Raw genomic sequence first — 24,854 nt, 5'->3', positions numbered from 1 at the left:
TGCCTATGCCATTAAATGTTGGATTGTTGGGAGGAGGATCTTGGGGAACCACAGTTGCCTCCTTAACTGCCCGGAATGCAAATACTACTATTTGGGCACGAAACGAAAATACCGTTAATGAAATCAACGAACATCGCACCAATTCAAAATACCTTCCGGGAGCACTCCTTAACAAAAATCTTAAAGCCTCAGCTTCAATAGAAGAAACCGTTAAAAATTCTGATGTTTTGGTAATGGGCATTCCATCACAAAATTTCAGAACAGTATTGGAAACAGCAAAAGCCCATATTAGACCCTGGATACCAATTGTAAGCCTTTCAAAGGGATTAGAAATGGGTACCAAAAAAAGGATGACCGAAGTTATCGAAGAAATCCTACCTGGGCATCCAACAGGCGTTCTAACCGGTCCAAATCTAGCCAAGGAAATTCACAATGGTCAAGCGGCTGCAGCCGTGATTGCCATGGTTGATGAAGTGATTGGCAAAAAACTACAAGGCGTTTTCAATTCAGGTCTATTTCGGGTTTACACGAATAATGATGTTATTGGATGTGAACTCGGTGGTGCGTTAAAGAACATTATGGCCATTGCTACAGGAATGGGTGATGGTGCAAACGCTGGAGATAATACTCGAGCAGCTCTTATTACACGTGGACTTTCAGAGCTTACAAGATTGGGCACGGCAATGGGTGGTCGGCGAAGAACCTTCGCTGGTCTTGCCGGCATGGGTGATTTGGTTGCGACCTGTAGTAGTACCAAAAGTCGAAACCGACATGTAGGCTTTCAATTGGGAAAAGGGAAAAAACTGGATGAGATAATAGAAGAAATGTCAGAAGTTGCCGAAGGGGTGAAAACTGCTAAAGTTGTTATGGAATTGGCACAAGACTACAACGTTCATATGCCCATTTCAGAAGAGGTTTATAAAGTGCTTTATGAAGACAATACGGTTCATGATGCATTCAGAGGGCTTTTAAAATTAGAAAGCGGTTCAGAGTCAGAACCTGGTTAAAAAAACGGCGGAAAAATCCGCCGTCTTTCAAAATAAGCTCTTTATTCTTCCGATTTTGAATCGGTTTTTTTCTGTGATTTCTGAGCTGGTTTTGCTCCTTTACCATCATCAACGGTAATGTCCTTACCCTTTAAATACTCAGGTAATTGCATACCTGCCATATTGAACATTTCCTGTAAGGGTGGTACCGACTTGTACATACCTGAAATAAAGTTGGCTGTCGAGTTCTTTCCATCTTCAGACTTCTGACCAGAATCCCAAACCGTAACCTTATCAATTTTGATATTCTTAATAGCCTCAGCCTGCTTTTCGACCAACTCAGGTAATTTATCAGCAATTAATAACAAAACTGCATCTTTTGGATTGTCACCGGCTGCTTGAACTATTTTATCCAAACCTTCGGCCTGCTTGGTCAATACTTCAAAAATACCTTTAGCTTCTGCCTGAGCTTTAAACAGAATTGCGTCAGCCTCACCTTTGGCCCTTCTACGAATCATTTCAGCTTCAGCTTCGGCTTCAATTTCAACTTTCTGTTTGTCTATCTCAGCAGGGACAACAATATCAGCCAATTGAGAGCTTCGCTCACGTTCTGCCCTTGCAACTTCAGCATCTCTTTCAGCTGCATAGGACTCTTCCAAAGCTTTAGCAGACTGAACCTTCTCAGCAGCGATGGCGGTTCGCTCAGCCTCAGCCTCTCGCTGTCTTCGCAGTGAATCTGAATTGGCAACATCTATTTTGGCAATGTTCTCACCTTCGACTGCTTTTGCATTTGCGGCTGCTACCTGGGTACGCTCATCTTGTAGTGCATTTGCCTCACCAATAGAACCATCCCTATTTTTTTCAGCAACTGATTTACGTGCGGCATTGATTGCATGAGCGGCAGCTTCCTTACCCAAAGCTTCGATATAACCAGATTCATCAACAATATCAGTGATGTTTACGTTAATTAACTTGAGACCAACCTTCTTCAATTCAGACTCAACACTTGCAGAAATATTTGTCAAAAACTTATCTCTATCGGCATTGATTTCTTCAATATCCATAGATGCTACAACCAAACGTAACTGACCGAAAATGATTTCCTTGGCCAAATCTTGAACCTCTGGAAGACCAAGGCCCAATAAGCGCTCAGCCGCGTTCTGCATTACACCGGGTTCGGTTGAAATACCTATGGTAAAACGAGAAGGTACGTTAACCCGTATATTCTGTTTACTAAGGGCGTTCTGCAAATCGACCTCTATTGAAATAGGGGTCAAATCCAAATACTCATAGTCTTGGATAACGGGCCAAACAAAGGCGGCTCCACCATGAATACACTTGGCAGAATTACCAGTACCTACCTTTCCATAGACCACAAGAATACGGTCTGAGGGACAGCGTTTGTACCTTCTAATGAAGGATATAATAATTATAAAGAAAAAGAGGATGGCGAAGCCAATGGCAAGCAAAGTGCCGCCTCCGCCCAATTGTAATGGTAGTATTAGCATATTTCTATTTATTTAAAAGATTGACTATTAAAATTCCTGTATCTGTGACATCATGTACTTTCACCACGTTACCTTGAACCAAATCTTGGTCTTCATCGGTCAATGCTTGAAGTTCACGAAGCGTACCTTGAACATTAACACTGACCTTACCGATTCTACTACGCTTGGCACCCACCGTGAGGTATACCTCTCCTATTTGGTCTTTTGCATTTTTTAGCTTAAGCGTACCGCTACTTTGCAATTTTGCCAAATAGTAGAACAATGAAGCCATCGTTAGCATCATAAGCAATCCGCAAAAAACGGATATTGCAATGGTTGCACCAGTCGAAAGTCCGTTATCGATACATGAAATACCGGACCAACCAAAAATGGTCAAAAAACCCATCAAGTTTTTGAACGATAAAAACTGAAAACCTATTCCTGTATCCCCATCAATATCAGCATCAACATCTCCCATGTCGTCAACATCACCACCAATTAAGGTCATGGCGATAAGTACCAATAGAATAGCAGAGCCTACGATGGCTACAATCCAATAAATTTTCTGAAAAAGCGTCAAAGCTTCGAACCAAGTTTCCATGGCTTTACAATTTTAAAGTGGTTGAAATAATAATTTAAGATAAGACTTTGAATGGATATTCAAATATCTTATTAAGGGTCATAATGAAAGTAGAATCGATACGGCATTACCTCCAAAGCCAACTGCATTGACCATTATTTTGTCAAAGGAGTCAGGAAGACTTTTGTATGCTATAAACGGAACGGGTATGGGCCTCTGGTGGGTTAGCATTAGGATGGCCATTTCTATGCTGAGCATTCCAGAAGCTCCGAAGGTGTGACCTACTTTCCATTTATTTGTCGTCAAAAAAGGGGTTTTGTTACAAAATACCTTTTTAATAGCTTGATATTCAGATACATCACCCTTTATAGTGCCTGGAGCATGCATAACTATAGCATCAATTTCGTCTGGTGAAAATTCTCCTAAGGCCATTTTCATGGCATCTTGAAAGCATTTAGCATCGGAAGAAATGGAAACATTATGCTCAAGGATTTCGGTAGCATATCCAATTCCTACTATCCGTGCAATGGCTTTATCCGAAACACCCTTCTCGAGGCAAGCAATTGCTGCACCCTCACCCAAAACCATTGTATTTTTTTTCTTTTCCAGTTCCAATGCCTGACAAGGATATTCTTCATTTGAGCTACTATAGATTTTTAGAGCCTTCATTTGGGCCAAGGTGAATGAAGTCAGCGGTGCTTCACTTCCCCCTACTAAAAATTTGTCAGCCATTCCACCTCGTAACCAAGCAATTCCATTTAACAATGAATGAAGTGCGGTTGAACATGTGATGGAATGTGATATAACAGGCCCTTTAGATTGCAGGTCATGAGCAACCCAAGAAGAGATGTTACCAAGGGTAGTGGTAGGCGAAGTCAAGGTTGCCGTTTTTCCTTCCTTTAAATAAGATCTATGGTATTCTTCAAATAATGAAGTTGCACCTCTTGATGAGCCAATATTTACACCAAAATCATCTCCACTTTTCCAACCAGCTTTTTCGATTGCTTTTCTGGACGAATAAATGGCGAATAAAACCGAATCATCAAGGTTCTTGTATTTTGAATCAGAATTACGAAGCGTTGTAATAGCTTGTTTTTCTTTTTTGGTCAAATGACCAACCCAAACTTTTTGACCTCCAATTTCTTTTAAAGTCAGTGAATGTTTTGAATTTGAGTAGCCCAGCTCAATTATGGTCTCGTCAGCTCCTAAAGCTGATAAAGAAGATATTGCTGTTATGGATATTGGTGTCTTCACGGCAGGCCAAAAGTAAAAGTTATTACCTTCATCTTATTGAAAAAAGTAAAAGAATGAACAACGAATTGATTCCGCAGAAAAGCTGGTGGAGTAGTAATTGGAAATGGGTATTGCCCCTTGGCGGTTGCTTAACCTTAATTATAGGTTTTATTGTACTTGTTTCGTCAATTTATTTCGGTGTAACCAATATTATGGAAGAATCACAACCCTATGAGTATGCTTTTGAACTTATAAACAAAGACGAAGCCCTTACTGAAGTTCTAGGGTCTCCAATTGAGCAAGATGGAATGATTCAAGGCAATATCAACTGGGTAAACGGTTCTAAAAGTGCTAAAATGAAGATTCCTATATCTGGGCCAAAAAATTCAGGCACCCTATTTATTGATGCATCTGGAGAAGGTGATGAATGGGTCTATCATGAAATTCGGGTTGAAGTCAACGAACAAGAATTTGAATACTTGGAAGATTCCGAACCCCAATTTTAAGCCTCCAGCAGTTCTAGAATAGCATTATAAATTTTGTTTAATTCAGAATCGGTAATGACATATGGTGGCAGTACATAAATCGCGTTGCCCAAAGGACGCAAGTTTACCCCTCTTTTCATGAAAAATTGATACAGTTCGTCACGGGTTTTACCATATCGACTTATGGTTATGTCTAAATCAATTGCCAAAATAACACCTTTACTTCGGGCATCTTTGACTTTAGGATGGTCAATTACTTGATGGACAAAATTTATATGGGCATTTGCAATAGCACTTCTTCTTTGGAGAATCTCTTCAGAATTTAACAAATCAAGTCCGGCTAGGGCTGCCGCACAACCTATCGGATGGGCACTAAAAGTATGTGCATGAAAAAAGCCTTTTGAAACCTCATCACTCAAAAACGCTTCGAACAAATGTTCCGCACAACTCGTGATGCTCAACGGAAACATACCCGCAGTCAAAGCCTTACTTAGGCATATGATATCGGGTTCAGCATTCAAATATTCAGACGCAAAATTCTTCCCCGTTTTTCCAAAACCAGTCATGATTTCGTCTGCAATACAAATCACACCGTTCTCTTGACATTTTTTCAAGAGTAAATCGAGCCCCTCAGCAGAATGAAATTTCATGCCTGCGGCTCCTTGAACCAAAGGTTCAAAAACAAACGCTGCACAAGAATTCGCGGCAAGTATTTCCTCTAAAATCTTGACCACATCAGCAATGGAATCTTCTTTTGGAACTGGTATGCGTTCAACTTTAAGAAGAAAATCTTCAAATGGGCCATTGTATGATGACAAGCCAGAGGCACTCATTGCCCCAAATGTATCTCCATGGAAACCATCTTCAAAGGCAATCAGCGTATCGCGCTTTTCACCACGATTAAAATGGTATTGTAGTGCCATTTTGATTCCGGCCTCAATCGCAGTGGAGCCATTATCGTTAAAGAAAATTCGTGATTGGTTTGATGGTAAAATATCCAATAGTCGTTCTGAAAGTTCAATGGCAGGTGCATGGGTAAAACCACTGAACATCACAAAATCAAGCTGCTTCATTTGATTTGTCATGGCGTTAATGATGTGCTCATTCGCATGACCATACATAGCAGTGTACCAAGAACCAATACCATCGATATAACTATTGCCACATTCATCCCAAATCAATGCCCCTTTTGCCTTGGTAATTGCCAAAGGTGGTGGTGCCGTTTGATGTTGCGTCAAAGGGTGCCAAAGATGGTTCCTATCCCTTTCAACTAAACTTTTAGATTTGTTCAAATCTTCCAATAGCGCTTGCAATTTTCTATCTTGCAAAGATGGCAAAAAAACTTCCCTAAGATTGTCAAGAATAGCAACTTCCCGATTTTTTGATTTTATAGATCAGATTAAGGAGTGGCAGCTCTTCGTAGGTCTGTTTGTTTACGCATTTTTTATACGATTCCCGTTTTTTTTTCGTGATTATATTGACCGAGACGAGAGCACATTTATTTTAATGGGGCAATCGTGGGCAGATGGAAACTTACCTTACACTGAGCTTTGGGACCTAAAACCTCCGGTTACATTCTTATTTTTTGCTGTAATCGTAAAAATATTCGGCAAGAGCTTTTTGGCCATTAGATTGATGGGTACCCTATTAGTCACAATTGCCGCATTTTACACTTTCAAAATAACCAAGAGACATTCCAGTAAGAGTTCAAGCATTATTTCGGCTTTATTGGTCATAGTGCTTTTTAGTCTCTTTGGAAGCTTACAAGGGGTGATGTCTGAGCATATCAGTATGGCCTTTTTTATACCAGGTCTATACCTTTTTCTTGACAACAGAAATAGGCTTTTTACTGTCTTGGCGGGGCTATTGTTTGGACTTGCTGTGATGAGCAAATTAAACATGGGTTATCCATTGGTTTTTCTTTTTGCGTTCAGTCTTTGGGAAAGTTATAGAAATCAAAACCTAAAAATGACGATTGCGCGCCTTTTAGTTTGTGGTTCGTCAATTTGTTTTGTTGTTTTCCTAACGTTTCTGCCATATCAATCAACTGGTCAACCTAATTTATGGTGGGGTTCGGTTTTTAAGGCTCCCTTGGCTTACGCTGAAGCACAAGACAATTCTGTTTTAAAGGTGCTGCCAACAGTACTAATTTTCGGAACTGTTCTGGTATTCCTTTGGAGGTCTTTTCTCAAGAATAAACCAACTAATACCAAGATTTTGCTGTTTACTGGATTTGGGGTTTTGTTTTCGTTTCTTCAGGCGGGAAAAGCGAACGGACACTATTTAATTCAGTTTTATCCGTTTCTAATTGTTTTACTTGTTTGTGCTTTAGCTACATTTTCAATTTTCAAGACAAAAACATTTCTAGTGTTGACACCAATTTTGATATTATTATTACCGATTGAAAGCTATCTAGAGTATGGGAATATCGTAAAGAACAAAACAGAATATGACACCTTTTACAATGGCGAAGGGGTTTCTGTGCCAAGGTATTTTTCAGAAAATGAATTGTCAACAAACAATATTCTATTCTTTGAATATCATATTGGATATTGGGTGATGGGAATAAATCCTCCTACTAAAGCTGCTACACACCCAAGTAATTTACTACGTGATGAATTATTCCCCTACATGGCGAATCATAGAACCAATAAATTTGAAGAATTGAAATTTATATTCGAAATCAAGAAACCGGAATTTATTGTTACTCGAAAAAACAGGAGAATATTTTATCACGAGAAGTATGCTTCGAATTTTTATGCGCAGTTGGAACTTCTAAAAAATTACCAGGTTTTGGATACTGTTGAAAACGCAGTCATTCATAAGCGATTACCAGTTCAATAGTGCTGGTTTGAATTTCTCGGCGTAACTCTTAACGATTTCTTTGGTAATCTTTTCTTCCTCATTGACCCGTCCCAAATAGTTAACATTGGTCTTTTTTAGAATTATGCTCTCCGTGGTTGGATGCTCATTTCCACTAAATATAATCCCAATATCAAGTCCCTTTTCCTGTAGTGTGGTAATGGTCAGTAAGGAATGATTGATACTTCCCAAATAATGGCGGGAAACCACAACGACTTTGTGCTCAGCTTTAATCAAATCCAATATGGTATCGGTATCGTTTAGTGGTACCAAAAGGCCTCCGGCACCTTCTATGACCAAAGGGCCATTAGTTTTTGGCTCAATAATCTTTTCTAAATCAATTTTTATCCCATCAATGTCTGCCGCTCCATGCGGACTCATCGGAGTTTCCAAGGCATAACTATTCGGATGGATTTTGGTTTTGGAATTGGAAATCAATCGTTCTACTTTATGACTATCAGAATTATCCAAGTCCCCAGCTTGCACAGGCTTCCAATAATCAGCTTCCAAAGCTTCAACCAAAATTGCGGAAATCAACGTTTTACCAACTTCAGTGGATATTCCAGTTACAAAAATTTTCATACGTCTGCCCTTCTAATAAAATTACAATGCAAACAACGGTATTTTTTAGGTTCGAAAAAGGGGAACAATTTGTGAACCAGTTTCTTTCTTGAATAGTACACTTCTGATTTCTGTTTTTTACAATTTGGACAGGTTATCAAATTACCTTCATCATCAACAGCATAGTTTCGTATTTCATCATATATCTGTCTTGCCTCTTCTTCATACTGCTTTAAAACTTGTAGTTTGATGCCGCCAATTGCATTACTGGCAAAGGGTTCTACGCCAACAGTATTCTCGTCCTTTAGGTTTACAGGTATGCCTTCTGATTCTAATTTTCCTCGAATTACCTGTACATCAGAAAGAAATTCATAACTGCCCAGTGTTATCCATTCATTTGCTTTCACAGATTTTCATTTATAGTTGCGAGTACTTTATCAATTTCATTTTTGGTGTTGAAAGAATGCATACAAATTCGCAATCGTTCTTGCCCTTTTGGAACCGTAGGTGACAAGATTGGTTTTATATCAAATCCAATTTCAGCCAATGAATTAGATAGTTTTTTGATGCAATTATTACCCGTCTTGCAAAAGACTTGAATTGCTGATTCACTCTCAGAAAAATAAGTATTCAACTTCAATCTTTCAACTGTTGACTTAAAATAAGAAATGTTGTCCAATAATTTTTTAATGGCGGCAAGTCCCTCTTCTTCTTGCAAGTATCTGTAGGAATAAAATGAAGACAAAATAGAATGAGGCGGTAAGGCCGTCGTATAGATTAAACTGCGGCAGAAGTTAATGAGATAGGTACGCAATTCAATACCACATAAAACGGCTGCCCCATGAGATCCCAGAGCTTTACCGAAAGTCACAATTCGTGCAAAAACAGCATCTTCTAAATTCAATTGGTTGACCAAACCATTCTTAAATACACCAACCGCATGGGCCTCATCAACGATTAAATAAATTTGTTTTTCCGAACAAAAATTAGCCAATGCTATTAAGTCAGGTGAGTCGCCATCCATTGAAAAAACAGATTCGGTTACCAAATACATATCACCAGCTGTTTTCTCTGGTATACGCTCAATTACCTTTTGTAAATCAGTTAAATCGTTATGCTTAAATTTTATGCTGTTGGCATTACTCAATTTTATTCCATCTCGAATGCTTGCATGGCACAACTCGTCATATAGTATGGTATCGTTTCGTTGGGGAACTGAACTAAAAAAGCCCAAATTGGCGTCATAACCAGAATTAAATACCAATGCTGCTTCAGCTTGGTGATATGTACACAAAACCGCCTCTAGTTTTCCGTAATATTCGTGATTGCCAGACAGAAGCCTGGAACCAGTTGCCCCGTTGAATTTGACATCTAACAAATTCCCTTCAACTCTTTTTTTTAGTACGGTATCTCGTGCGAACCCCAGATAGTCATTCGAAGAAAAATCGACTAATTTATCAGAGGTAGTAAGGGAACGTAGTGCATTCTCACGAACCCTCTTTTGTAGTTTATTATCAAGTTTAGCAGGAAACTTTCCCATCTTTCAAAAATACTACCTTTAAGAGTCATGATTGAATACAAACAAGCCAACACGGATAGCGAATTGTTGCAAATTCTGGATTTGCAGCAACGCAACTTACCAAAAAACCTATCCAAGGAAGAAATGGAGGTTCAAGGCTTCTTGACCATAGAACACGATTTTGCGTTACTAAAACGAATGAATGAAGCTTGTCCCCATACCATCGCAGTTGAAAATAATAATGTAGTTGGCTATGCGCTTTCAATGCACCCAAAATTTGGAGAAGAAATAGAACTCTTAAAATCCATGTTTGCCAAAATAAACGAAGTTTTTAGCGGTGGTTCCTATCTGGTTATGGGACAGGTATGTATTTCAAAAGACTATCGCGGCAAAGGCTTGTTTCGAGGACTCTATCAAAATATGCAACGATTTACCAAAGCAGATTTTGAAGCAATTATCACTGAAGTAGATGTAAAAAACACCCGTTCAATGCATGCCCATAAAGCCATTGGATTTAATGAATTGGCACGGTATTCATCTGATGATCGAGAATGGTCATTAGTATTATTGGAATAAAAAAGTCCAACCTTTATCAGTTGGACTTTCTTATAATCTATAATTAAATGATTTGACTAATCAGCCAAAACAATAACTTTATTGTCCTTCATTTCAACCGTACCGCTGTTAATCGACAATACAGTCTCGCCATTAGAACCTTTGGAGAATTTGTTTTGAAATTCTTCTTCAATTTCAATGTTACCTTGAACCTTTACCTCACCTTCTTGCAAAAGCGAAACGATTGGAGCGTGATTTTGCAACATTTGAAATTCACCGTTTATTCCAGGTACGGTAACTGAGGTCACCTCACCGGCAAACAAGGTTGCTTCAGGAGATACAATTTCTAAATACATAATTTTTATGGTCATTCCCGAAAAGACGGGAATCTTTTAAATTAATAGATGCTTCGACTTCGCTCAGCACTTACCTTGGCTATGCCTCGGCAAGCATTTTCTCACCAGCTTCGATGGCGTCTTCGATTGTTCCCTTCAAGTTAAACGCTGATTCCGGAAGATGATCCAATTCCCCATCCATAATCATGTTAAATCCTTTGATGGTGTCTTTGATATCAACCAATACACCTGGGATTCCAGTAAATTGCTCAGCTACGTGAAAAGGTTGGGACAAGAAACGTTGTACACGTCTTGCACGACCTACTGCCAGTTTATCTTCTTCAGACAGTTCTTCCATACCCAAAATGGCAATAATGTCTTGTAGTTCTTTATATCTCTGTAAAAGCTCTTTTACGCGTTGTGCACAACCGTAATGCTCATCACCTAAAATTTCAGGAGTTAGAATACGTGAGGTAGAATCCAATGGATCTACCGCAGGGTAAATACCCAACTCAGCAATTTTACGGGACAATACCGTAGTTGCGTCCAAGTGGGCAAATGTTGTTGCAGGAGCAGGGTCAGTTAAATCATCCGCGGGTACGTAAACCGCCTGAACTGAAGTAATAGATCCTTTTTTGGTTGAAGTAATACGTTCTTGCATGGCGCCCATCTCAGTTGCCAATGTTGGTTGATAACCTACCGCAGAAGGCATACGACCAAGAAGTGCCGAAACCTCAGAACCGGCCTGGGTGAATCGGAAAATGTTATCAACGAAGAACAATACGTCTTTTCCTTGACCATCTCCAGCACCATCACGGAAATATTCAGCAATGGTCAAACCAGAAAGTGCCACTCGAGCACGTGCTCCTGGTGGCTCGTTCATCTGACCAAAAACGAAAGTTGCCTTAGACTCTTTCATTGCCTCTTTATCAACTTTACTCAAGTCCCATCCACCTTCTTCCATTGAATGAAGAAAGTCATCTCCGTATTTGATAATTCCAGATTCCAACATCTCTCTAAGCAAGTCATTTCCCTCACGAGTTCTTTCACCTACACCTGCGAATACAGAAAGTCCACCATGTCCTTTGGCGATGTTGTTAATTAACTCCTGGATAAGTACCGTCTTTCCTACACCTGCACCACCGAACAATCCAATTTTTCCACCTTTGGCATAAGGCTCAATCAAATCGATTACTTTGATACCCGTAAATAATACCTCAGTAGAAGTAGACAAGTCTTCAAATTTTGGTGCTTCACGGTGAATAGGCAAACCGTTATCTCCTGCTTTAGGAAGGTTTTCCATACCATCGATTGCGTCACCGATTACATTAAAAAGTCTTCCGTATACATCTTGCCCTATTGGCATTTGAATAGCACTCCCTGTAGCAACTGCATCAACACCACGGCTAAGACCATCGGTTGAATCCATAGAGATAGTTCGAACCGTATTCTCACCAACATGTGATTGTACTTCTAAAACTAGAGTTGAACCATCTGGTTTGGCAACTTCAAGGGAATCATAAATTTTTGGAATTTCAGTTCCGGATTCAAATTCTACATCTATAACCGGGCCGATAATTTGGGCAACTTTACCTGTAACTTTGGACATTACTTCAGTATTTCAATTTGTTGTTACTCCTTAGTAGGAAATACACTTACTTTTTTCGGGCGCAAAGATAGTTTATTCAAGAGCAAAAAGGAAAAATATGACTGCTTTTTTAGCATAAAAAAAGGCGCCTGAATAATGGCGCCTTTTTAAAACTATATGTTTTCTAACCTTACGGATTAATTGTCCACGAAACATAGTAGATAGAACCAATGAACCCAGTTCCAAAAGCGGTCACATATTCATCACCCAATATGTTTGAACCTCCTGCCTTGAAAACAGATTTTATGCTTGGAACGCTATAATTTACTTGGGCGTCAAATACACTAAATGAATCTATGGTACCATCGCCAAATGATGCTTCCCAAAAGTATTCATCGCTCCATCTGTAGTTAATACCGAATCCAAAGTTTTTAAACAGTTCAGCGTTTCCAAAAGAAGCTTTAAAACGATGTTCTGGAGTATTGAAGTTTGTTCTCAAATCTCGCAACTCGGTTTCATTCACATCTAATTTTGCGTAGGTATAATTTACACCCAAATCAAAACCACCAATATTCGTGTCAATACCGATATTACCGCCATATGAATTGATGTCTTGCTCAGAATTGGTATACGCTTGATATGGAAAGAAGTCTCCATTTTGAAGGGCAAGTAATGAAAGTGCATTGTCACCTGCTTGACCATAGAATGGTACTAAGACTGTTCTTAAGGCAATAAAGCTCTTGTATTTATTATAATATCCATTCATATCAATGGAAACTTTGCCTATCTGCGCACGATAACCACCTTCAAAGGCAGTAATTTCTTCTGGTTGAATAACCGGAGTATTTACCGCTTGTGGTGCCCCAGCCGCTACTGAACTTGCTAAAAAGGCATTTTCGTAAGCTGCTCGCCCAACGATTGTTGCAGTTGAAGTACCAGTTACAGCCTGTCCGCCAGCACTTAGGTTAAAGTTTCTTACATCCCTATCCAAATTCGCAGGGGCAGAACCAACTAACACGGCATTACCTACATTCAATCCAATGAACAAGTCTTGCGTAGTTGGGTTTCTAAACCCTTGTTGAACTGAAAAGCGAATATTGTGATTTCTATTTTCACCTAAAGTGATTCCGAGAGCTGCCCTTGGAGATAAAAATCCATCGAAGAACTCATTTTTATCGTATCGTCCAGAAATGGTAAGCTTTAATCTATCATCAGCAAACTTTTTCTGTAGTTGGGCATAGGCACCATATTCATCATAAGTGATTGGTCCATCAAAATCAGTGAAAATAGTTCCAGCTGAATTCAATTCATATTCTCTATACGAACCACCAATTTGAATATCGGCCCAATCATCAATTAGATGTGCTAGATTGTAATTACCATTCAAATGCCTGAACTTCGTGTTATCAATGAACTTTGCTCCAGTTGTCAAATCCCCATCAGCAGTTACTGCATCAAAAGCACTCTGAAAACCCGGTGTACCGGGAATCAACCTACCAGTATCGGCCGCTGCCCTTGCCGCTGCGTGTGCTTGTTCTTCGGTGGCTTGAACACCTGTTCCCACTCCTAATCTTGCTCCGATGAAAGTGGTAGCGTAATCTGTAAACCACTCTGTATCACCTTTCCATCTTCTATTTACATTGATAGCAGCAAAACGGGTATCGTAGGCATCACCTGAGTTTTCAGCAACAATGTATCCTCTAATAAAGAAATTATCGTTTTTCAACTCTAATTTGTGTTGTTGCATTTTGAAACCAGAAACTGAATATCTATTTGCTCCTTGGTAAATGGTATTTCCGCGACCGATACGACCGTTATAAATCAACTCAAGATCATTGCCCCATGGCCTATAGTGCATTGACCAGTCAGCTTTTACGCTTTGAGCGTTATAATTGGCCAAATCCCTTTCATCATATCCAGTTCTTGATATAACGGCAGAGCCTAAAGTACCTGACGGAAGGCCTGCCAAAGTATCAAAGTTCAATGTTGTAGCTACTTCATCCCCATAAACATTTAAACCATTGTAGTTTGGATCAGTTCTATCAGTAGCAGGATTGTTAACATTAGCTGTACTAACCGCATGCCAATCTTCACCTTGAAGGAAGGAAAAGCTAGTTTTTACGGCAAACTTATCGCTGAAGGCGTGTGCTGCTCGTATTCCAAAATCATAATATTGATTGTCACCAGCAGCTTCTTGAGATGTGATACCGGTTTTACCGTAAGCACTAATTCCCTGAAAATCGAATGGGCTTTTGCTTCGCATGAAAAGAATTCCATTAAATGCACCTGCACCATATAGAGCAGAAGAAGCTCCAGGAAGAATTTCCACACTTTGAACATCAAGTTCATTCATACCAACCAAGTTACCTAGGACAAAATTCAATCCAGGTGCGGTATTATCCATACCATCGACCAACTGCATGAACCTAACGTTGGCAAATGTGGCAAAACCCCTTGTATTAATTGATTGGAAGGTTAAACTATTCGTATTAATATCAACACCCTTTAAATTTTGCAGGCCACCATAAAATGATTCTGCGGTAGTGTTCTGAATATCCTTAATTCCGAATCGTTCAACCGATACTGGAGATTCAAAAATTCGTTCAGGTGTTCGTGAGGCGGAAATTACAATTTCGTCCAAAAGGGTTGAGGCCTCATTTAAAGTAATACTCAAATTCTGGTTGTTTTGAGTGACTTCAACCGTAGTTTCGGTATATCCCAAGCTAGAAACCTTGAGTTGGAACGGAGGAACTTCATCAGTACTTAGTGTGAAATTTCCATCAAAATCCGTGACAGCACCAACAGCTTTTCCAACAATAACAATATTTGCTCCCAAAACAGGCTGGCCATTTTCATCTACAACATTTCCTGTAATGGTTGTTTGTGAAAAAGCAAAGGCCCCTATCAATAAAAAGAGGCCATGAACTATAATCTTCTTCATTTTGAATTTGCGTTAAGTTTAGTCTAAAAAAGGAAGTTAATTTCGGCGGGGAAGATACATTTTTTTTCCCGTGAAATTTCTTAAAACGCAAATTAATTATGCATGCATAGTAAAATTTTATTGGATTTTGGCAGTATTTATTGCTAATACAGCAAAAAAGCCGCTTTAAGAGCGGCTTTTTTGCTGTTTTCTTGAAATACCTTGTTACTCCACAGTAACTGATTTCGCCAAGTTTCTTGGTTGATCAACATTACATCCCCTCATTAAAGCAATGTGATATGACAACAATTGAAGTGGTATAGTGGTCAACAATGGCGTCAATGTTTCGGAAGTTTCCGGCACTTCAACCACATGATCTGCAAGATCTGTAACCTGTTGATCACCTTCTGTAACCACAGCTATTATTTTACCACTACGTGATTTTATCTCTTGAACATTGCTTACCACCTTTTCATAATGCCCTTTTCTAGTAGCAATTACAACAACAGGCATCTCTTCATCAATTAGCGCAATCGGACCATGCTTCATTTCTGCAGCTGGATATCCTTCTGCATGGATATAACTGATTTCTTTAAGCTTAAGTGCTCCTTCCAAAGCAACTGGAAAATTGTAACCACGACCTAGATATAGACAATTCGAGGAGTCTTTATAGACCTCAGCTATTTCCTCAATTAAAGGATTTGTCTTCAACGTTCTTTCGACCTTAGCAGGTATACCTTCTAGTTCTACCAAATATTCATGGTATTTGGATTCTTCTATAGTGCCCTTCTCTTTGGCTAATTTTAGCGCTATCAAGGTCAAAACTGTTATTTGGGTGGTGAAAGCTTTTGTAGATGCGACACCAATCTCTGGGCCAGCGTGCGTGTAAGCACCTGCATCCGTTTCACGTGCAATAGACGATCCAACAACGTTGCATACACCAAAAACAAATGCTCCCCTTTCCTTGGCCATTTTTATTGCTGCCAAAGTATCGGCTGTTTCTCCAGATTGAGAAATTGCTATCAAAATGTCATTTTCTGTAATAACTGGATTTCGGTACCTAAATTCAGAGGCATATTCAACCTCAACTGGAATTCTAGCTAAGTCCTCAAAAATATATTCAGCAACTAATCCTGCATGCCACGAAGTACCACAAGCCACAATGATTATTCTATTGGCATTTAAGAACTTCTCCAAATTCTGATCAATACCTGCCATTCTAATTATACCTTGATCTGCAAGTAGTCTACCTCTGTAGGTATCTTTAATGGCTCTTGGTTGCTCGTAAATTTCCTTGAGCATGAAATGGTCATATCCACCTTTTTCAATTTCTTCAAGATTTAATTGCAATTCAAGAATATTCGGATAAACGATGGCATCATCCTTTATCTTTCTAAGTTTAATTTCCTTGCCCAATCGTACAATAGCCATCTCTTCATCTTCAAGATAAACGGCATTATTCGTGAATTCAATAAAAGGAGATGCATCTGATGCGATGAAAAATTCATCTTCACCAATTCCTATTGCCAGTGGACTTCCTAATCTAGCGACAACAATTTCGTCGGGTTTACTTCTATCAAAAACAGCAATCGCATAAGCACCTACAACTTGGTTCAAAGCAATCTGTACTGCCTTACCAAGTTTAACGCCTTCTTGTTTTTTTACTTCTTCAATTAAGTTCACTAAAACTTCGGTGTCCGTATCTGAATGAAACTCATATCCTCTTTTTATAAGAGCTGCCTTTATAGACTCATAATTTTCTATGATTCCATTATGGATAATCACTAAATCACCGGAATTTGAATAATGTGGATGTGAATTCACATCATTTGGCACCCCATGGGTAGCCCAACGTGTATGCCCTAGGCCTAATTTACCTTTGGTTGAAATTGAAATTTCAGCCTTGTGTTTGAGGTCCTCTACTTTCCCTTTTGTTTTGGCTAAATTGTTCTCTGTACCATCGAAAAGGACAATACCAGCACTATCATAACCTCGGTATTCCAATCTCTGAAGTCCTTTTATAATTATAGGATAGGCATCTCTGTGCCCTATGTAACCTACTATTCCACACATATTTTAATGTATTTGCTTGGTTAGATACGAATTAATAAGCATTGCAAAGCTAATCTTTACTTTTCTTACAAAATTTAAATACAGATTAACAACGTAAAAACTCTACGACTGGTATAATGGAATGTAACTTAATTCGCTTCGGTGTAGAACAAGCGCAATTTTAGTTTTCTGTCTTCATTTTCAGGACCTACATTTCCGCCAAAAAGGACAGTTCCGAAAGGGTTTATTGTAGACATAATTGGGATTTCAGGATTAGTATCAGATCCTTCAGCCAAGGATTCTTGAACCGCCACAACACGTATATCACTACTAACAGCAAGTTTTAAAGGCACATTAGCAGAATCACGAACAATTATGTCATTAAGATATTCTGTAAGTCTCACCGTATACTTAATACCTGAATCTCCGTCTCGTTCCAGAATTCCATCATAATTCAAAAAGGCCCCCAAAGGCGTTTCTGCAGAATTACTTTCAGTATTAGCGTTGAAAATCGGAGCGTTGGTCTCGGCATTAAATAGGTACAATCGAGGTGGTTCATAAGCAACTTGAGCCATATCTAGTGTTTCTCGATCCACATAGAATTCCAAATTTGCTTCATTAATAATCCAATTATTTGCTCGAATCTCATCTATAATGGACTGGCCGTCTTCCATATCAAAAAGGCGAATCTCGGCTACTGAACCAGGACCACCTTTTAAATAAATACGTTCGGCGTTTGAACTTGTGTAATCTAAATTATTTGGGAAATTAGGATTCAAAATAGTATTGACCGCATTACCAAAAACAAGACCATTATTCAATTGAACTAAGTTCAATACATAAGAACTTTCAACTATTTCGGGCTCTGTTGCATCATCACCATCAGTATCCGATGTTGAGGGAACATCCAAAAAAGTATAATTAATAGTTATCGTCGCCTGGGTTAAATCAAGTAGCAGTAAAAGATCTTCCCCAAGTGCATCGATAGAAAAATGTAACCCACGAAGAAAGCTATTGAAATTAGATTGTGTCAATAATTCTGAAGACCCTTCTTTATTCAAAATATTTTCTTGGAAGAAGGCAACATTCAATGGGATTCGGATTCCAGGATTCTGACGTTCAATATTAAATTCATTTTCTTCTGTATCAAGGTCATCTTCGGTTAACTCAAAAAATTCTTGATTTGTAATAACAACTTGATTTTCCATTTCAATATCAAGTCTTTGACCTGAAAATTCTGTTGTTAAATCGCTGTTCGAAAAATATTCCTGCGCCTCTGTAAAATTCGAGTTTGGGTCCAAGTCTGCCAAAAAGAATGTTGATTCATCAACACGAACGTTGAATGGTATTTCGCCTAATGGCTTTAGCGGATCACTGGCAAAAATGCTATCGATAGCAAATGTCTGTGGAAATCGATTTGGTTCAAAATCATCTTCTTCGCCTGTAACAGCTGGGTCTAAAGGGTCTGACCCAATGGCAGTTTCATCTCCATCAGAAACACCATCACCATCAGAGTCACTTTCCCTATCATTATCATCGAAATCATCATTAACGGGAACTCCATCATTGTCTTTATCCCTAAATTCTGGTGATGCAAGTTGATATGGAATGTATAAGATTACCTCGGTAACCGTTTCCATTTCATCAATTGTTTCATCAAGATCGTCAGTATCAGCAGCGTCTTCAGTGGACTGTGAGAAGTTTCCAAAAATAGGATTTGTAGTTGACAAACGCAGTTGCGATGTTATTTTTGCTTCACTACGGCCATATATTGGATCATTAAAAGTGCCCAATTGATATAGCGGCAACCTATTGGTCTGAACGGCCAGCAACCTTTGGTTGGTAACAAACACATCGTAATCAACACGGTCTGAAGTAAAAGGTTCTCCCCCGACGACCCCTTCCCCTAAGGTATTCAAGTCTTCTTCACATGCCACCAATAGCAACAGAACAAATACTGCGAAATAATTCGCAATCGAACATTTTCGATTAAAAATCATGGACCTTATTTAAGAACCTCGGTGTTGTAGAAATTGGTATAGGCTTCTTCCGTTTCTTTGAAAGTAACGTAAGGTAAGGTTGGCTTATTCAGACCCTTCACATGTTCTTTCAACTCATCCGAAATTTCTTCGGAGGCTAAAATAATTGCGTCGGAATAATCCATTGCCGTTTTTAACAAATTATTATAGTCAGGGGTTTGAAGTGCATCAATTTTTTCCTTCTCAATACCATCAAAAACGATTTTTTCAACCATTTTTTTGTCCAATTCCCCTTCAAAACCGCGATCATAAATCGAAGTGACTATTTTGCTATCCGCAAACAGGGGTTCGTCTGCATAATATTCCCTTAAATAAAGAGGAACCATTGATGCCAACCAACCATGAACATGGATAATGTCCGGAGACCAGTTCAGCTTCTTAACGGTTTCAACAACACCTTTAGCAAAGAAAATCGCCCTTTCATCATTATCTTCAAACAAATTGCCATCCTTATCAGTAAAAGTGGCTTTTCTTTTAAAATATTCGTCGTTATCAATAAAATAAACTTGAATTCTCTCCCGAGGTATGGACGCCACTTTGATTATTAAGGGCATATCCATATCGTTGATTACAAGATTCATTCCTGATAATCTTATCACCTCGTGTAATTGGTGTCTGCGCTCATTAATGTTTCCATAGCGAGGCATGAATATTCGAATTTGCCCACCGTTACTATTCACCATTCTAGGTGCTTCATACGACATTAAGGAAACTTGATTTTCAGGTAGGTAGGGTACTAATTCAGAAGATACAAACAATATCTTTTTTCCGTTCATAAAATCATTCTTTTGTTTGTCTGGAAAAACGTAGCCGCAAAAGTACAAAAATTATGCCGATTACTAGTATTTATGGTATTTTTGCAAGCCTTTTTAATTTTCCCATGGAAATATTCAAAACCAAAACCACACTTAACAAATTCTTAGAAGGACTTAAGAAAAATGGTTCCTCACTTGGTTTGGTACCAACAATGGGAGCTCTGCACGAAGGGCATCTATCACTGGTTTCAACAGCGATTAGTCAGAATGACTGGGTCGTGGTAAGCATCTTTGTGAACCCAACACAATTCAACAATCTATCGGACCTTGAAAACTACCCAAAAACTTTTGAAGATGATTTAGCAATGCTGCAACAAACTTCAGAAAGAATTGTGGTTTTTGCACCATCAGTCGAAGAGGTTTACGAAGGAAACCTAACAACCGGGGATTTTACTTTTGATGGTCTGGACAAGGTAATGGAAGGTGAGTTTAGAGCAAATCATTTTAACGGTGTCGCTACTATTGTAAAAATTTTGTTCCAAACCATTAGAGCCAATAGGGCCTACTTTGGAGAAAAAGACTTTCAACAGCTACAAATAATCAAAAAACTTGTAGAAAAAGAGGAAATACCAATTGAAATTGTTCCTTGCCCTATTGAACGTGAAGAAAATGGTCTTGCAAGGAGTTCTCGCAATGAGCGTCTGACAAAATTGGTAAGAAAGCAAGGTGGATTTATTTACGATGTTCTAAAAAATGTCAAATCTAAGTTTGGCACAGAAAATGCTATTCAAATAAAGGAATGGGTTATAGATCAATTCGCTAGTAATGAGATTTTTAATCTTGAATATTTTGAAATTACTGACATTGACACACTCACACCAATATTAAAAAAACAAAAGGACAGAAAATACAGGGCCTTCATCGCTGTATACGCAGATGACGTTCGGTTAATCGACAATATAGCCCTCAATTAAAAAAACTAATTTTACCCCCAACATGCAAATAGAAGTAGTAAAATCCAAAATCCATCGAGTAAAGGTCACAGGAGCAGACCTTAATTATATCGGTAGCATCACCATAGATGAAGATTTAATGGATGCCGCAAACATCATCCGTGGGGAGAAAGTTCAAATTGTGAACAATAATAATGGCGAGCGATTGGAAACATATGCCATACCTGGTCCAAGGGGCTCTGGAGAATTGACCTTGAACGGAGCTGCTGCCCGTAAGGTTGCTGTTGGTGATGTTCTTATATTAATCACCTACGCATCTATGGATATTGAAGAGGCTAAAACCTTTAATCCATCTTTGGTTTTCCCGAACGAGGAAACCAACTTATTGAACTAGTTTGTCAGACCAATTTAAAAAGACCCTAAAATTTATCATCCCAATTGGTCTTGGGGCATTTCTGATATGGTATTTATATAATTCTACTACCCCAGAACAACGTTCTGAAATAGTTTCTTACATCAAACAAGCCGATTTGTTTTGGGTCTCAATCTCAATTTTAATCGGAATACTGAGCCACATTTCTAGGGCAATTAGATGGAATTACCTTTTAGAACCCCTAGGCTACAGACCTAAATTACTCAACAATACATTAATCATATTAACTGCTTATCTAGCAAATTTAGGTGTGCCTAGATCGGGCGAAATTTTAAGGGCCACTGCCCTTTCAACCTATGAAGGCGTTCCATTTGAAAAAGGCATGGGCACCATTGTGACAGAAAGAATCATCGACTTAATAATGCTATTTCTTGTTATCGGTATAGCACTTATTCTTCAAACCGATTTAATACTCGGTTTCATTAAAGAGTCAGGAATAGGAATTTTAGGCGGGGCTTTACTTATCATAGTTGGTATAATAGGTTTGATTTTAGGTATTCGTGTTCTACGAAAATCCACCTCCCCAATAGCAATTAAAATCAAGAACTTTCTGGATGATACTCTTAAAGGAGTTCTGAGCATCTTCAAGATTAAACGAAAATGGGCTTTTATCTTTCACACCTTTGTAATCTGGACTGCTTACATTTTCATGTTCTGGGTTATTAAATTCACAGTCTTAGAAACGGTTGACCTTTCCTTTGGGGCAATTTTGGTGGCATTTGTTGGTGGTGCTTTTGCCATGACAACGACCAATGGAGGATTTCTAGCTTTTCCGATAGCAGTTAGTAAATCTTTGGAATTATTTGATGTCAGCACAGTTAGTGGTACAGCATTTGGATGGATTATGTGGATTGCCCAAACCCTTATGATTCTCCTATTTGGGGCAATATCTTTTGTGTTACTGCCGTTATTGAACCGAAACCGATAGCACTGATAATCAAAAGAATAACCTAATGACCAAAAAACTACTTCTGCTTTTCGGACTACTTTGTATTGGGTTACAAGCACAGGTCACTTCCGAAAAATTTGATTCGTACATACTTCAAGATAGCAGGCAGCTTCAATATTTCTTTCCAGAAGATTATACAGAAGAAAAAAAATATCCGCTCATATTGGTTTTGGATGCGGAGTATCTTTTTGATATGGTAGTAGCCAACGCAAAATTCTATGGTACCTATCAAAGAATGCCCGAAGCGATTATTGTAGGCGTTAACCAAGTTAGTTATGACCTAAGGTGGGAAGATTGTGATTTTGAACAAACTACAGGCTTACCAACAGACAACGCACAAGAGTTCTACGATTTTATTGGCAAAGAACTAATTCCGTATTTGGAAGGTACCTATAGTATTGCCCCATTTAAAATGTTTATTGGTTATGACATAACTGCAAATTTTGGCAACTACTTTTTGTTTGAAGATCAGTCGATTTTTAACTCCTACCTAATAATATCTCCACTTCTGGCAACAGAAATGGAAGCGAGGGTTCCGGCAAGATTAACGGATTTAAAGCAACAGATTTTTTACAATTTGGTTTTAGAAAAAGAAAATACTGAGGACAGAAACCGAATTCTTCAAATGGACAGGGCAATTACTTCTATTGACAAAGAGAATATTCGTTACTTCTTTGACCAATACGAAGAACCGGATCATACCTCAATTGCCGCATATGGAATAAGTAAAGCATTCGATAATGTATTCAAGATTTTTAGACCCATAAGTCCAAAAGAGTACAAAGAGAAAATTTTGACTTCAGACCAACCGGTTTTTCAATATTTACTCGACAAATATGCCATGATTGAGAATTTATTGGGTTTTGAAAAAGAAATCGAACTTAACGATGTTATGGCTATCTATGCGGGTGTGCTCAAAAAAGAAGATTATGAATCATTGGGTGAACTTGCAAAACTTTGTAAGAAGACATATCCAGAAACCATGTTGGGTTTTTACTTCGAGGGCGAATACCTCGAATACATAGGTGAGCCAAAGAAGGCAAAAAAGGCTTTTGAGAAATCTTTCTTGATGGAGGAAATCGACTTTTTAACCAAAGAAATGGCCATTGAAAAAATAGATGCGCTCAAAGCTGATTTTGGATATTGATTGTCTATTAGCTTCCCTATCTTAGCCAAATGGCTAAGACAAAAACTGCTTTTTTCTGCCAAAATTGTGGCGCCCAGTTTCCAAAATGGGTCGGACAATGTACATCTTGTAAGCAGTGGAATACTGTAGTCGAGGAAGTGGTGCAAAAAGAGGAAAAAACAACCTGGAAATCCTCAAATAATAGTCCTAGTAAGGCCAATAAACCTTTAAAAATCAATACAATTTCAAACGATTCTGAAATTCGTCTGGATTCTAAAAACAAAGAATTCAATCGAGTTTTAGGGGGAGGAATCGTGCCTGGCTCACTTACGCTTTTAGGTGGAGAACCCGGCATCGGAAAAAGTACCTTATTACTTCAGATAGCGCTAAGCCTTCCGTTCAAAACCTTATATGTGTCAGGTGAAGAAAGTCAAAAGCAAATAAAGATGCGGGCGGACCGAATAAATCCGAATTCCGAAAATTGTTACATTCTCACTGAAACCAAAACCCAAAATATTTTTCAGCAAATCTCGCAGTTGGAGCCCGATTTGCTAATAATAGATTCCATACAGACCTTACATTCTGACTATATAGATTCGGCTGCCGGCAGTATATCGCAAATAAGGGAATGCACTGCCGAACTTATCAAGTTTGCTAAAGAAAGTAACACACCCGTTGTTTTGGTTGGCCATATTACAAAGGACGGCACCATTGCTGGTCCAAAAATTTTGGAGCATATGGTTGATACTGTCCTTCAATTTGAAGGTGACAGAAACTATGTTTACCGAATTCTTCGTGCCTTGAAAAACCGATTTGGTTCTACCGCTGAATTGGGCATTTACGAGATGCAAAGTAGAGGTTTACGTGAGGTAAATAACCCATCTGAAGTCTTGATTTCTAAAAACGAGGAAGACCTTAGCGGAATGGCGATTGCTGCAACTGTAGAAGGAATGCGCCCTTTGCTCATTGAAATTCAAGCTTTGGTCAGTACGGCGGTCTATGGCACCCCTCAAAGGTCAGCAACTGGTTACAATGCTAAGAGATTGAACATGTTATTAGCCGTTCTTGAAAAAAGAGCTGGATTTAAACTAGCTGCCAAAGATGTTTTTGTAAATATTACCGGTGGAATATCAATAGACGACCCAGCGATTGATTTGGCTGTGGTTGCGGCCATCCTTTCAAGTAATGTCGACATTGCGGTTGAAAAAAACAATTGTTTTGCTGCTGAAGTTGGTTTGGCGGGTGAAGTCAGACCAGTACAACGTGTGGATCAACGCATAATAGAGGCTGAAAAGTTGGGCTTCACAAAAATCTACATTTCAAAAAACTGTACAGTTGGGATAAAAAATCCGAAAATTGAGGTTATCAAATTGGGTAAGGTACAAGATATGGTACGTGGCCTTTTTGGTTAAAACCATTTTCAATTTCTACCTTTA

22 protein-coding genes are annotated in these 24,854 nt (G+C 38.7%); 9 read left to right on the top strand and 13 right to left on the bottom strand.

Annotated features, from left to right (window positions below):
• Nucleotides 1-5 precede the first annotated feature (5 nt).
• Nucleotides 6-1,007: an NAD(P)H-dependent glycerol-3-phosphate dehydrogenase gene (locus HCU67_RS06050; protein WP_168551670.1), complete on the top strand. Its 1,002-nt coding sequence runs from the start codon at nucleotides 6-8 to the stop codon at nucleotides 1,005-1,007.
• Nucleotides 1,008-1,048: 41 nt separating this feature from the next.
• Here the strand turns inward: HCU67_RS06050 and HCU67_RS06045 are convergent, their stop codons facing one another.
• The 3 genes from HCU67_RS06045 to HCU67_RS06035 form a co-directional block, all read right to left on the bottom strand.
• Nucleotides 1,049-2,494, bottom strand: coding sequence for a flotillin family protein (locus HCU67_RS06045; protein WP_168551669.1), 1,446 nt, complete (start codon nucleotides 2,492-2,494; stop codon nucleotides 1,049-1,051).
• A gap of 4 nt (nucleotides 2,495-2,498) precedes the next feature.
• Complete coding sequence (locus HCU67_RS06040) at nucleotides 2,499-3,074, bottom strand: hypothetical protein (protein WP_168551668.1); 576 nt, start codon at nucleotides 3,072-3,074, stop codon at nucleotides 2,499-2,501.
• Nucleotides 3,075-3,152: 78 nt separating this feature from the next.
• Entirely contained in the window at nucleotides 3,153-4,307 is a 1,155-nt protein-coding gene (locus HCU67_RS06035; RefSeq protein ID WP_168551667.1) for a beta-ketoacyl synthase N-terminal-like domain-containing protein, read from the bottom strand.
• 53 nt (nucleotides 4,308-4,360) lie between these two features.
• Here HCU67_RS06035 and HCU67_RS06030 point away from each other — a divergent pair, with 53 nt between their 5' ends.
• Complete coding sequence (locus HCU67_RS06030; protein ID WP_168551666.1) at nucleotides 4,361-4,792, top strand: cytochrome c oxidase assembly factor Coa1 family protein; 432 nt, start codon at nucleotides 4,361-4,363, stop codon at nucleotides 4,790-4,792.
• Here the strand turns inward: HCU67_RS06030 and bioA are convergent.
• The gene (gene bioA / locus HCU67_RS06025) at nucleotides 4,789-6,108 is read right to left on the bottom strand and encodes an adenosylmethionine--8-amino-7-oxononanoate transaminase (protein ID WP_345890691.1); all 1,320 of its coding nucleotides are present in this window, start codon (nucleotides 6,106-6,108) and stop codon (nucleotides 4,789-4,791) included. The two genes, HCU67_RS06030 and bioA, sit on opposite strands and share 4 nt — an antisense overlap.
• Before the next feature lie 16 nt (nucleotides 6,109-6,124).
• Between bioA and HCU67_RS06020 the strand changes: the two genes are divergently transcribed.
• Nucleotides 6,125-7,615, top strand: coding sequence for an ArnT family glycosyltransferase (locus HCU67_RS06020; RefSeq protein ID WP_168551665.1), 1,491 nt, complete (start codon nucleotides 6,125-6,127; stop codon nucleotides 7,613-7,615).
• Here the strand turns inward: HCU67_RS06020 and bioD are convergent.
• The 3 genes from bioD to HCU67_RS06005 are packed head-to-tail and all read right to left on the bottom strand — an operon-like array spanning nucleotide 7,601 to nucleotide 9,734.
• On the bottom strand, nucleotides 7,601-8,215 hold the full coding sequence (bioD, locus tag HCU67_RS06015) for a dethiobiotin synthase (protein ID WP_168551664.1): 615 nt from the start codon (nucleotides 8,213-8,215) through the stop codon (nucleotides 7,601-7,603). The genes HCU67_RS06020 and bioD overlap by 15 nt on opposite strands.
• The gene (locus HCU67_RS06010; protein ID WP_168551663.1) at nucleotides 8,212-8,601 is read right to left on the bottom strand and encodes a putative signal transducing protein; all 390 of its coding nucleotides are present in this window, start codon (nucleotides 8,599-8,601) and stop codon (nucleotides 8,212-8,214) included. The genes bioD and HCU67_RS06010 overlap by 4 nt, the downstream gene beginning before the upstream one ends.
• Complete coding sequence (locus HCU67_RS06005; protein WP_168551662.1) at nucleotides 8,598-9,734, bottom strand: aminotransferase class I/II-fold pyridoxal phosphate-dependent enzyme; 1,137 nt, start codon at nucleotides 9,732-9,734, stop codon at nucleotides 8,598-8,600. The genes HCU67_RS06010 and HCU67_RS06005 overlap by 4 nt, the downstream gene beginning before the upstream one ends.
• A gap of 27 nt (nucleotides 9,735-9,761) precedes the next feature.
• On the opposite strand from HCU67_RS06005, the gene HCU67_RS06000 reads away from it, so the two are divergent.
• Nucleotides 9,762-10,289, top strand: a complete 528-nt coding sequence (locus tag HCU67_RS06000) for a GNAT family N-acetyltransferase (protein WP_168551661.1) — start codon at nucleotides 9,762-9,764, stop codon at nucleotides 10,287-10,289.
• 56 nt (nucleotides 10,290-10,345) lie between these two features.
• Here the strand turns inward: HCU67_RS06000 and HCU67_RS05995 are convergent, their stop codons facing one another.
• The 6 genes from HCU67_RS05995 to HCU67_RS05970 form a co-directional block, all read right to left on the bottom strand.
• The gene (locus tag HCU67_RS05995; RefSeq protein WP_168551660.1) at nucleotides 10,346-10,624 is read right to left on the bottom strand and encodes a F0F1 ATP synthase subunit delta/epsilon; all 279 of its coding nucleotides are present in this window, start codon (nucleotides 10,622-10,624) and stop codon (nucleotides 10,346-10,348) included.
• A 79-nt stretch (nucleotides 10,625-10,703) separates the two neighbouring features.
• On the bottom strand, nucleotides 10,704-12,212 hold the full coding sequence (atpD, locus tag HCU67_RS05990; RefSeq protein ID WP_168551659.1) for a F0F1 ATP synthase subunit beta: 1,509 nt from the start codon (nucleotides 12,210-12,212) through the stop codon (nucleotides 10,704-10,706).
• Nucleotides 12,213-12,381: 169 nt separating this feature from the next.
• Nucleotides 12,382-15,132, bottom strand: a complete 2,751-nt coding sequence (locus tag HCU67_RS05985; protein WP_168551658.1) for a TonB-dependent receptor — start codon at nucleotides 15,130-15,132, stop codon at nucleotides 12,382-12,384.
• A 204-nt stretch (nucleotides 15,133-15,336) separates the two neighbouring features.
• The gene (gene glmS / locus HCU67_RS05980) at nucleotides 15,337-17,184 is read right to left on the bottom strand and encodes a glutamine--fructose-6-phosphate transaminase (isomerizing) (RefSeq protein ID WP_168551657.1); all 1,848 of its coding nucleotides are present in this window, start codon (nucleotides 17,182-17,184) and stop codon (nucleotides 15,337-15,339) included.
• 128 nt (nucleotides 17,185-17,312) lie between these two features.
• Nucleotides 17,313-19,163, bottom strand: a complete 1,851-nt coding sequence (locus HCU67_RS05975; RefSeq protein ID WP_168551656.1) for a DUF4270 family protein — start codon at nucleotides 19,161-19,163, stop codon at nucleotides 17,313-17,315.
• Between the two features lie 5 nt (nucleotides 19,164-19,168).
• Complete coding sequence (locus HCU67_RS05970; RefSeq protein WP_168551655.1) at nucleotides 19,169-19,978, bottom strand: glycogen/starch synthase; 810 nt, start codon at nucleotides 19,976-19,978, stop codon at nucleotides 19,169-19,171.
• Nucleotides 19,979-20,031: 53 nt separating this feature from the next.
• On the opposite strand from HCU67_RS05970, the gene panC reads away from it, so the two are divergent.
• From panC to radA, 5 genes are read left to right on the top strand one after another with little or no spacing between them, the layout of a single operon-like run.
• The gene (gene panC / locus HCU67_RS05965; RefSeq protein WP_246865706.1) at nucleotides 20,032-20,931 is read left to right on the top strand and encodes a pantoate--beta-alanine ligase; all 900 of its coding nucleotides are present in this window, start codon (nucleotides 20,032-20,034) and stop codon (nucleotides 20,929-20,931) included.
• 22 nt (nucleotides 20,932-20,953) lie between these two features.
• Nucleotides 20,954-21,304 (top strand): aspartate 1-decarboxylase, encoded by a 351-nt coding sequence (gene panD / locus HCU67_RS05960; RefSeq protein ID WP_168551654.1) that lies wholly within the window; start codon nucleotides 20,954-20,956, stop codon nucleotides 21,302-21,304.
• 1 nt (nucleotide 21,305) lies between these two features.
• Nucleotides 21,306-22,271 (top strand): lysylphosphatidylglycerol synthase transmembrane domain-containing protein, encoded by a 966-nt coding sequence (locus HCU67_RS05955; RefSeq protein WP_168551653.1) that lies wholly within the window; start codon nucleotides 21,306-21,308, stop codon nucleotides 22,269-22,271.
• Nucleotides 22,272-22,296: 25 nt separating this feature from the next.
• Nucleotides 22,297-23,439 (top strand): alpha/beta hydrolase, encoded by a 1,143-nt coding sequence (locus HCU67_RS05950; RefSeq protein WP_168551652.1) that lies wholly within the window; start codon nucleotides 22,297-22,299, stop codon nucleotides 23,437-23,439.
• Nucleotides 23,440-23,468: 29 nt separating this feature from the next.
• Nucleotides 23,469-24,830 (top strand): DNA repair protein RadA, encoded by a 1,362-nt coding sequence (gene radA / locus HCU67_RS05945; protein WP_168551651.1) that lies wholly within the window; start codon nucleotides 23,469-23,471, stop codon nucleotides 24,828-24,830.
• Nucleotides 24,831-24,854 lie beyond the last annotated feature (24 nt).

This window comes from Croceivirga thetidis (genome assembly GCF_012272815.1).
Taxonomy (GTDB): domain Bacteria; phylum Bacteroidota; class Bacteroidia; order Flavobacteriales; family Flavobacteriaceae; genus Croceivirga; species Croceivirga thetidis.
This window is presented reverse-complemented; position numbering and strand designations above follow the sequence as displayed.

Excerpts from the sequence above, each read along its gene's own strand:
- HCU67_RS06050 (WP_168551670.1), top strand. The coding sequence starts at position 6 with ATGCCATTAAATGTTGGATTGTTGGGAGGAGGATCTTGGGGAACCACA.
- HCU67_RS06045 (WP_168551669.1), bottom strand. The coding sequence starts at position 2,494 with ATGCTAATACTACCATTACAATTGGGCGGAGGCGGCACTTTGCTTGCC.
- HCU67_RS06040 (WP_168551668.1), bottom strand. The coding sequence starts at position 3,074 with ATGGAAACTTGGTTCGAAGCTTTGACGCTTTTTCAGAAAATTTATTGG.
- HCU67_RS06030 (WP_168551666.1), top strand. The coding sequence starts at position 4,361 with ATGAACAACGAATTGATTCCGCAGAAAAGCTGGTGGAGTAGTAATTGG.
- bioD (WP_168551664.1), bottom strand. The coding sequence starts at position 8,215 with ATGAAAATTTTTGTAACTGGAATATCCACTGAAGTTGGTAAAACGTTG.
- HCU67_RS06005 (WP_168551662.1), bottom strand. The coding sequence starts at position 9,734 with ATGGGAAAGTTTCCTGCTAAACTTGATAATAAACTACAAAAGAGGGTT.
- HCU67_RS06000 (WP_168551661.1), top strand. The coding sequence starts at position 9,762 with ATGATTGAATACAAACAAGCCAACACGGATAGCGAATTGTTGCAAATT.
- HCU67_RS05995 (WP_168551660.1), bottom strand. The coding sequence starts at position 10,624 with ATGTATTTAGAAATTGTATCTCCTGAAGCAACCTTGTTTGCCGGTGAG.
- atpD (WP_168551659.1), bottom strand. The coding sequence starts at position 12,212 with ATGTCCAAAGTTACAGGTAAAGTTGCCCAAATTATCGGCCCGGTTATA.
- HCU67_RS05985 (WP_168551658.1), bottom strand. The coding sequence starts at position 15,132 with ATGAAGAAGATTATAGTTCATGGCCTCTTTTTATTGATAGGGGCCTTT.
- glmS (WP_168551657.1), bottom strand. The coding sequence starts at position 17,184 with ATGTGTGGAATAGTAGGTTACATAGGGCACAGAGATGCCTATCCTATA.
- HCU67_RS05975 (WP_168551656.1), bottom strand. The coding sequence starts at position 19,163 with ATGATTTTTAATCGAAAATGTTCGATTGCGAATTATTTCGCAGTATTT.
- HCU67_RS05970 (WP_168551655.1), bottom strand. The coding sequence starts at position 19,978 with ATGAACGGAAAAAAGATATTGTTTGTATCTTCTGAATTAGTACCCTAC.
- panC (WP_246865706.1), top strand. The coding sequence starts at position 20,032 with ATGCCGATTACTAGTATTTATGGTATTTTTGCAAGCCTTTTTAATTTT.
- panD (WP_168551654.1), top strand. The coding sequence starts at position 20,954 with ATGCAAATAGAAGTAGTAAAATCCAAAATCCATCGAGTAAAGGTCACA.
- HCU67_RS05950 (WP_168551652.1), top strand. The coding sequence starts at position 22,297 with ATGACCAAAAAACTACTTCTGCTTTTCGGACTACTTTGTATTGGGTTA.
- radA (WP_168551651.1), top strand. The coding sequence starts at position 23,469 with ATGGCTAAGACAAAAACTGCTTTTTTCTGCCAAAATTGTGGCGCCCAG.